The sequence below is a fragment of the Mycobacterium sp. genome, assembly GCF_019243155.1.
Taxonomy (GTDB): domain Bacteria; phylum Actinomycetota; class Actinomycetes; order Mycobacteriales; family Mycobacteriaceae; genus Mycobacterium.
This window is the reverse complement of sequence record NZ_JAFAUS010000392.1, coordinates 1-6,825: the sequence shown is the minus strand read 5'-3', so window position 1 is coordinate 6,825 and position 6,825 is coordinate 1. Positions and strand designations below refer to the sequence as shown.

Annotated in this window: 7 protein-coding genes; 5 read left to right on the top strand and 2 right to left on the bottom strand. The window is 64.4% G+C overall.

Annotated elements, in window-relative coordinates; translation table 11 throughout:
• Together JOZ00_RS20325 and JOZ00_RS20320 are read right to left on the bottom strand one after the other, a co-directional pair.
• On the bottom strand, positions 1 to 1,016 hold a 1,016-nt coding region (locus JOZ00_RS20325; RefSeq protein WP_293347080.1), incomplete at its 3' end, for an aromatic ring-hydroxylating dioxygenase subunit alpha.
• 17 nt (positions 1,017 to 1,033) lie between these two features.
• Entirely contained in the window at positions 1,034 to 1,552 is a 519-nt protein-coding gene (locus JOZ00_RS20320; RefSeq protein WP_293347077.1) for a carboxymuconolactone decarboxylase family protein, read from the bottom strand.
• A 411-nt stretch (positions 1,553 to 1,963) separates the two neighbouring features.
• Between JOZ00_RS20320 and JOZ00_RS20315 the strand changes: the two genes are divergently transcribed.
• The 5 genes from JOZ00_RS20315 to JOZ00_RS20295 all read left to right on the top strand — a co-directional run.
• On the top strand, positions 1,964 to 3,262 hold the full coding sequence (locus tag JOZ00_RS20315) for an amidohydrolase family protein (RefSeq protein ID WP_293347074.1): 1,299 nt from the start codon (positions 1,964 to 1,966) through the stop codon (positions 3,260 to 3,262).
• Between the two features lie 127 nt (positions 3,263 to 3,389).
• A complete protein-coding gene (locus tag JOZ00_RS20310; protein WP_293347083.1) occupies positions 3,390 to 4,556 on the top strand; it encodes an acyl-CoA dehydrogenase family protein in 1,167 nt (388 codons plus the stop codon).
• A complete protein-coding gene (locus JOZ00_RS20305; RefSeq protein ID WP_293347071.1) occupies positions 4,553 to 5,368 on the top strand; it encodes an enoyl-CoA hydratase-related protein in 816 nt (271 codons plus the stop codon). Before JOZ00_RS20310 ends, JOZ00_RS20305 begins: the two co-directional genes overlap by 4 nt.
• 5 nt (positions 5,369 to 5,373) lie before the next feature.
• Complete coding sequence (locus JOZ00_RS20300) at positions 5,374 to 6,531, top strand: thiolase family protein (RefSeq protein ID WP_293347068.1); 1,158 nt, start codon at positions 5,374 to 5,376, stop codon at positions 6,529 to 6,531.
• A gap of 100 nt (positions 6,532 to 6,631) precedes the next feature.
• The coding region (locus tag JOZ00_RS20295) for a helix-turn-helix domain-containing protein (RefSeq protein WP_293347065.1) at positions 6,632 to 6,825 on the top strand (194 nt) is incomplete at its 3' end.

Below are 6,825 nucleotides of genomic sequence, written 5' to 3'. Positions count from 1 at the left end.
ACCGCGGTCGGCCAGTAGTGGTAGGTCAGGTACCAGCCCGGCTCCCAGATCAGCAGCATGAAGTTCGGGTAGAACAGCCACGAGTCGATGCCCCACTGCGGCACCCGCTTTACGTTGACGCCCGGCGGCAGCTCGAAGTTCTGCATGAGCTCGGGCTTGTCCCACGGACCGAACAACCCGCTGCGCAACACCTGGTCGAGCGGCTTGACCATGGACATGTCCGCGGGCGGCGCCTGGCCGCCCCAGGTCGACTGCAGGTTGTGCGGCCCGGCCAGCTCGTAGTGCAGCGCCTCGTAGCCGTACTTCTGGATCTTGGCGGCTTCTTCCTTGGTGTACTGCCCTTGGTGCAGGATCGGCGCGTGGTAGAACTCGACGAACGCGTCGATGAACAGCTTCCAGTTGCTGCCGACCTCGGCCCGGTAGGAGTATGTCTCCGTCATCTCGCCGAAGGGGTAGCCCTCGATGCTCTTGGCCAGCGGCCCGAGGTAGTCGGTGAGCGGCGCGGCGTTGTCGTCGAAGTTGATGAAGATGAAGCCTTCCCACACCTCGCAGCGCACCGACGCCAAGCCGTAGTTGCTCTTGTCGACGTCGAAGAACTCGTCCGGCTGCTGGATGAAGGTCAGCTCACCGTCGAGGCTATAGCGCCAAGCGTGGTATTTGCAGGTGAACTGACGGCAGGTGCCGGACGTCTCCTCTTGGGGAAAGTCGTTCCACACCAACTTGTTTCCGCGGTGCCGGCAGACGTTGTGATACGCCTTGACGGTCCCGTCCTTGGTTTTGGTGATGATCACCGACGTGCCCTTGCCGGCCGACGGCAGTTCCCTGGTGAAGTAGCTGCCGGTCCTGGGGAGTCGCTCGACCCGGCCAACGTTGAGCCAGGTCCTCTTGAAGACCGCGTCGCGTTCGGCTTCGAAGAACGCAGGGTCGATGGAGTCGGTGTAATCAACCGGCGAGGTCCCCAGGTCGGGGTAGTTTTCTGTCCAGCTGCCGGCGGCTGGCTTCGGGAAGTGGGCCAACGTTCTAACTCCTCTTATCAGTGCTGATCGGCGTTTTCGAGCTCGACACCAAAAGTGTTGAAAGCCATGGCCAGCAGGGCGTAGCAGCCGACCGTGAAGATGAAGTCCATGCGTTGTTGGTCGTTGAGGTGCTCGCCGAGCGCCGCCCAGGTCTGGTCGGACATCCGCGAGTACTCATCGAGTTCGTCGACCGCGGTGATCACCGCACGATCGAACGGGTCGGTCGCCTCACCCCTTTTGACCGCGTCGATCTGGTCGTCGGTGATTCCCTCGTCCTTGGCCATCCTGACGTGGTGAGACCACTCGTAGGCGCAGTCGCGGCGGTGCGCGACGCGCAGGATGGCCAGTTCGCGGATGCGCGGCGGCAGCGTGGACGACATCAAGAGATGGACGTTGAATCGGAGAAACGCCTTTGCCAGTGCCGGGTGGTGAGCGAAGGTCGAAAGCGCGTTGTTGGTGTCCGCGCCACGCATGGCCGAGAGTGCCTGCCGGGTCGCCTCGTCCCACTGATCAGCGGGCAGCGGCTGCAGACGCATCCGCGTTCTCCTCTCGGCTTGGCCTCGACCACCTCTCGGTCAAGGAGAATCATATTCTCATTTACAACCAATAGAGTTGCACGATTCGCCCGGCTGGTCAATGCCGACAGGCGGCTCGGACCACCCACTCGTATAGATGTCGGCCTTCCAGCGAAAACGGCGGGGACACCGTGGGCCGCCCGGACGCCGCTGGCGCCGAGGAGAGCCGCACTCTCGGTTTACGGCCAAAATCGGCTTGTGCTTCCCGTCCCTGGTCAGGCGCGGATGATCGCCCGCAGCTACTGATGGATGTTGATTCTCGCCTGGCGAGAAGATAGTTTTCATTTTAGTGATCTTGGCACGGGACAGCGATGCGCCGAGGCTGTGTGGAAGCGGAATCGGTTCGTTGGATTCAACGGAAGGGCAACGGCCATGAACAAAGAAGACATGATGTTGATCAGCGTCGACGACCACACCGTCGAGCCGCCGAACATGTTCAAGAACCATCTGTCGAAGAAGTATCAGGACGACGCGCCTCGGCTGGTGCACAACGCCGACGGCTCGGACATGTGGAAGTTCCGCGACACGGTCATCCCGAACGTGGCGCTGAACGCGGTCGCCGGCCGGCCCAAAGAGGAGTACGGGATCGAGCCCACGGGGCTCGATGAGATCCGGCCCGGTTGCTACAACGTCGACGAGCGGATCAAGGACATGAACGCCGGTGGGATCCTGGCGTCCATCTGCTTCCCCTCGTTCCCCGGTTTCGCCGGCCGCCTGTTCGCCACCGAGGACCACGATTTCTCCGTCGCGCTGGTGCAGGCGTACAACGACTGGCACATCGAAGAGTGGTGCGGCGCATATCCGGCGCGATTCATTCCGATGGCGATCCCGGTGATCTGGGACGCCGAAGAATGTGCCAAAGAGGTGCGTCGGGTATCCAAGAAGGGTGTGCACGCGCTGACGTTCACCGAGAACCCGGCCGCGATGGGCTACCCCAGCTTCCACGACGACTACTGGAAGCCGCTGTGGGATGCGTTGTGCGACACCAACACCGTGATGAATGTCCACATCGGATCCTCGGGCCGGCTGGCGATCACGGCTCCGGACGCGCCGATGGACGTGATGATCACGCTGCAGCCGATGAACATCGTGCAGGCGGCGGCGGACCTGCTGTGGTCCAAGCCGATCAAGGAATACCCGGACCTCAATATCGCCCTGTCCGAGGGCGGCACCGGCTGGATCCCCTACTTCCTGGAGCGGGCCGACCGCACCTTCGAGATGCACTCGACGTGGACGCACCAGGACTTCAAGGGCAAGCTGCCCAGCGAGGTTTTCCGCGAGCACTTCCTGACCTGCTTCATCAGTGACAAGGTCGGGGTTGCACTGCGCAACGAGATCGGCATCGACAACATCTGCTGGGAGGCCGACTACCCGCACAGCGACTCGATGTGGCCGGGCGCGCCAGAGGAGTTGTGGGATGTGTTGTCCCTCAACAACGTTCCGGACGACGAGATTAACAAGATGACCTACGAGAACGCGATGCGGTGGTACTCGTTCGACCCGTTCACCCACATCACGCGCGAACAGGCGACCGTCGGTGCGCTGCGCAAGGCCGCCGAGGGGCACGACGTGTCGATAAAGGCGGCGGGCCACGACAAGGACTCCCGGGGCGGCTCGTCGTTCGCGGACTTCGCGGCCAACGCGAAAGCGCTTTCGGGCAACAAGGACTAAGAGCGACGTCGCCGGAATGCAAGTGCGCCGGTGGCGGTCGCAAGCGCGGCGAAGCCGGGCGCCGCGGGCCGACACCCGAAGCCGGTGCGTTTCGACTAAAGGAGAATGAGTGGTGCCCGGCGCTGGAATGAACTTTGAGCTGACCGAGGACCAGGAATTGATCCGTCGATCGGTGGCGGAGTTGACCCGGAAATTCGACGACCAGTACTGGATGGAGAAAGACCAGGCGCACGAATTCCCGACCGAGTTCTACTGGGCGATCGCCGACGGCGGTTGGCTGGGCATGACGATTCCCACCGAATACGGCGGCCACGGTCTCGGAATCACCGAAGCCACCATCCTGCTCGAAGAGGTCGCCAGATCCGGTGCCGCCATGAACGGCGCCAGCGCGATCCACTTGACGATTTTCGGCATGCAGCCCGTCGTGGTGCACGGCTCCGATGAACTCAAGCAACGCACGTTGCCCGCCGTCGCCACCGGCGAGGTGCACGTCTGTTTCGGGGTGACCGAACCCGGTGCGGGACTTGACACGTCGCGCATCACCACGTTCGCCAAGCGTGACGGGGATAAGTACATCGTCAACGGCCGCAAGGTGTGGATCTCCAAGGCGCTGGAATCCTCCAAGATTCTGCTGCTGACCCGGACGCAGAGCTACGAAGAGGTCACAAAGAAGACCGACGGGATGACGTTGTTCCTCACCGACCTCGACCGCAGCAAGGTCGACGTCCGTCCAATCCGCAAGATGGGTCGCAACGCCGTCAGCTCCAACGAATTGTTCATCGACAACCTGGAGGTGCCGGTCGAGGACCGAATCGGGGAGGAGGGCAAGGGATTTCAGTACATCCTGGATGGCCTCAACCCGGAGCGGATGTTGATCGCCGCCGAGGCGCTGGGCATCGGCCGGGTGGCGCTGGAGAAGGCGGTCAAGTACGGCAACGAGCGCGAGGTCTTCGGCCGCCCGATCGGCATGAACCAGGGCCTGCAGTTCCCCCTTGCCGATTCGCTGGCCCGCCTGGACGCGGCCGAGCTGATACTGCGCAAGGCGACGTGGCTGTACGACAACGGCAAATCCTGTGGGCGCGAGGCGAATACCGCCAAATACCTGTGCGCCGATGCCGGATTCACCGCCGCCGACCGGGCGCTGCAGACCCACGGCGGCATGGGCTATTCGGAGGAGTACCACGTCGCCCGTTACTTCCGCGAGGCTCGGCTGATGAAGATCGCACCGGTCAGCCAGGAGATGATCCTCAACTTCCTGGGATCCCACGTGCTGAAATTGCCGAGGAGCTATTGACCGCCCCGGACGGGCCCGACGGTCCCGTGCTGCTGACCGAAGACTGCGACGGGGTACGCACGCTCACCCTCAACCGGCCGCGCCGCAAGAACGCGATCAACCCTGAACTGTGGGTGGCGCTGCACGACGCGCTGCACACCGCCGGCCGGGACCGCGGCGTGCGGGCGCTGGTGCTCACCGGTTCCGGCGGCAGTTTTTGTTCCGGCGCAGACATTTCGGTCCCCGACGACGTTCACCCGAAGTACAAGCTGCAGCGGCTGACCGACGTCGCCCTGACGTTGCACGAGCTGCCGATGCCGACGATCGCCAAGGTGACCGGGGTGGCTGTGGGGGCGGGGTGGAACCTCGCGCTGGGTTGCGACTTCGTGGTCGCGACGCCGGAATCGAAGTTCTGCCAGATCTTTTCCAAGCGCGGTCTGTCGATCGACCTCGGCGGTTCCTGGTTGCTGCCCAAACTCGTTGGCCTGCAACAGGCTAAGCGGCTAGCGCTGCTCGCCGACATGATCGACGCCGAGGAAGCCTACGCGCTGAACTTGGTGACCTGGGTGGTGTCGGACGTGGAGATCGACGCTTTCGTCACGGATCTCGGGGATCGGCTGGCGGCCGGCCCTCCCATCGCGCTCGCCCAGACCAAGGCGCTGCTGAACGAGGGCGCCGACCGGACCTTGCGTGACGCGCTGGCCAACGAGGCGCGCGCTCAGGTCGGCAATTTCGCCACTGCTGACGCGGCGGCCGCGTATGCGGCTTTCGCCGAACGACGGGAGCCGTCGTTTACTGGTCGGTGGTCGCTATCGAAATCGGATGAGGAGTGAAAGACATGCGTGAGACAGTCATCGTCGAGGCCGTGCGCACGGCGGTCGGGAAGCGAAACGGCGGCCTGGCCGGGATGCATGCCGCCGACTTGTCCGCGATCGTCCTCAACGAACTGCTGGAGCGCGCCGGCGTCGGCCCGGAGATCGTCGACGACGTGGTCTGGGGCTGCGTGTCGCAGGTGGGCGACCAATCCAGCAACATAGGCCGCTACGCGGTGCTGGCCGCCGGCTGGCCGGAGAACATCCCGGGCACCACCGTCAACCGCGCCTGCGGTTCGAGCCAGCAGGCGCTCGACTTCGCCGTGCAGGCGGTGATGTCGGGCCAGCAAGACGTCGTCGTGGCCGGTGGTGTCGAGGTGATGAGCCGCGTTCCGCTGGGGTCGGCGAGGGCCAGCGGCATGCCCTACGGGCCGAAAGTGCTTGCCCGTTATGACGATTTCTCCTTCAACCAGGGGCTGTCGGCGGAGATGATCGCCAAGAAGTGGGGGTTCTCCCGCACCCGGCTCGACGAATTCTCCGTCCAGTCCCACGAGCGGGCGGCCGCGGCGCAGGACGCCGGGGCCTTCACCGATCAGATCGTGCCGGTGTTCACCGACGGGGAAGCCGACAAGACCGTTGTGTCCGCGGACGAAGGCGTGCGGCGGGGGAGCACCGTCGAGAAGCTCGCCGGGCTCAAGCCGGCGTTCGCCGAAGACGGCGTGATCCACGCGGGCAACTCCTCGCAGATCTCCGACGGCGCGGCCGCACTGCTGGTGATGACCTCGGCGATGGCGGTGGAGCTGGGGTTGACGCCGATCGTGCGCTACCTGGCGGGAGCGGTGACCGGAGCGGACCCGGTGCTCATGCTCACCGGCCCGATACCCGCGACCGAGAAGGTGCTGAAGAAGGCCGGCGTGCCGCTGTCGGAGGTGGGCGTGTTCGAGGTGAACGAGGCCTTCGCGCCAGTGCCGCTGGCCTGGTTGGCAGAAACCGGCGCGGACCCCGCACAGGTCAATCCGCTGGGCGGCGCGATCGCGCTGGGACATCCGCTGGGCGCGTCCGGAGCGGTGCTGATGACGCGCATGGCGCACCACATGCGCAACAACGGGATCCGGTATGGGCTGCAGACCATGTGTGAAGGCGGCGGCACCGCTAACGCCACCCTGGTCGAACTCCTGAGCTGAAAATCTCGTGCGCCCTCGTGACCCTTGTCACAGCGGTCAAACTAACCTACTGTGTGTTCACTAGGTTGGTTTTGGATCGGCCAGGTCAAGGGAGTCCGGTTTGTCCGTCGCACGGCGCTACGACACGCTCCTCGCCAAGGGCGAGGACCGCAAGCAGCGGATCCTCGATGTCGCCCAGCGCCTCCTCACCCGCAACGGCTGGCGCAGCACGACGCTCGCCCAGATCGCCGGGGAAGCGGGTGTCACCCCCGCGGGACTGCTCCATCACTTCGCGTCGAAGGAACAGCTGCTGCA

Bases quoted from the DNA above. Each gene is read 5' to 3' on its own strand.
- JOZ00_RS20310 (WP_293347083.1), top strand. From the start codon at position 3,390: ATGAACTTTGAGCTGACCGAGGACCAGGAATTGATCCGTCGATCGGTG.
- JOZ00_RS20315 (WP_293347074.1), top strand. From the start codon at position 1,964: ATGAACAAAGAAGACATGATGTTGATCAGCGTCGACGACCACACCGTC.
- JOZ00_RS20320 (WP_293347077.1), bottom strand. From the start codon at position 1,552: ATGCGTCTGCAGCCGCTGCCCGCTGATCAGTGGGACGAGGCGACCCGG.
- JOZ00_RS20300 (WP_293347068.1), top strand. From the start codon at position 5,374: ATGCGTGAGACAGTCATCGTCGAGGCCGTGCGCACGGCGGTCGGGAAG.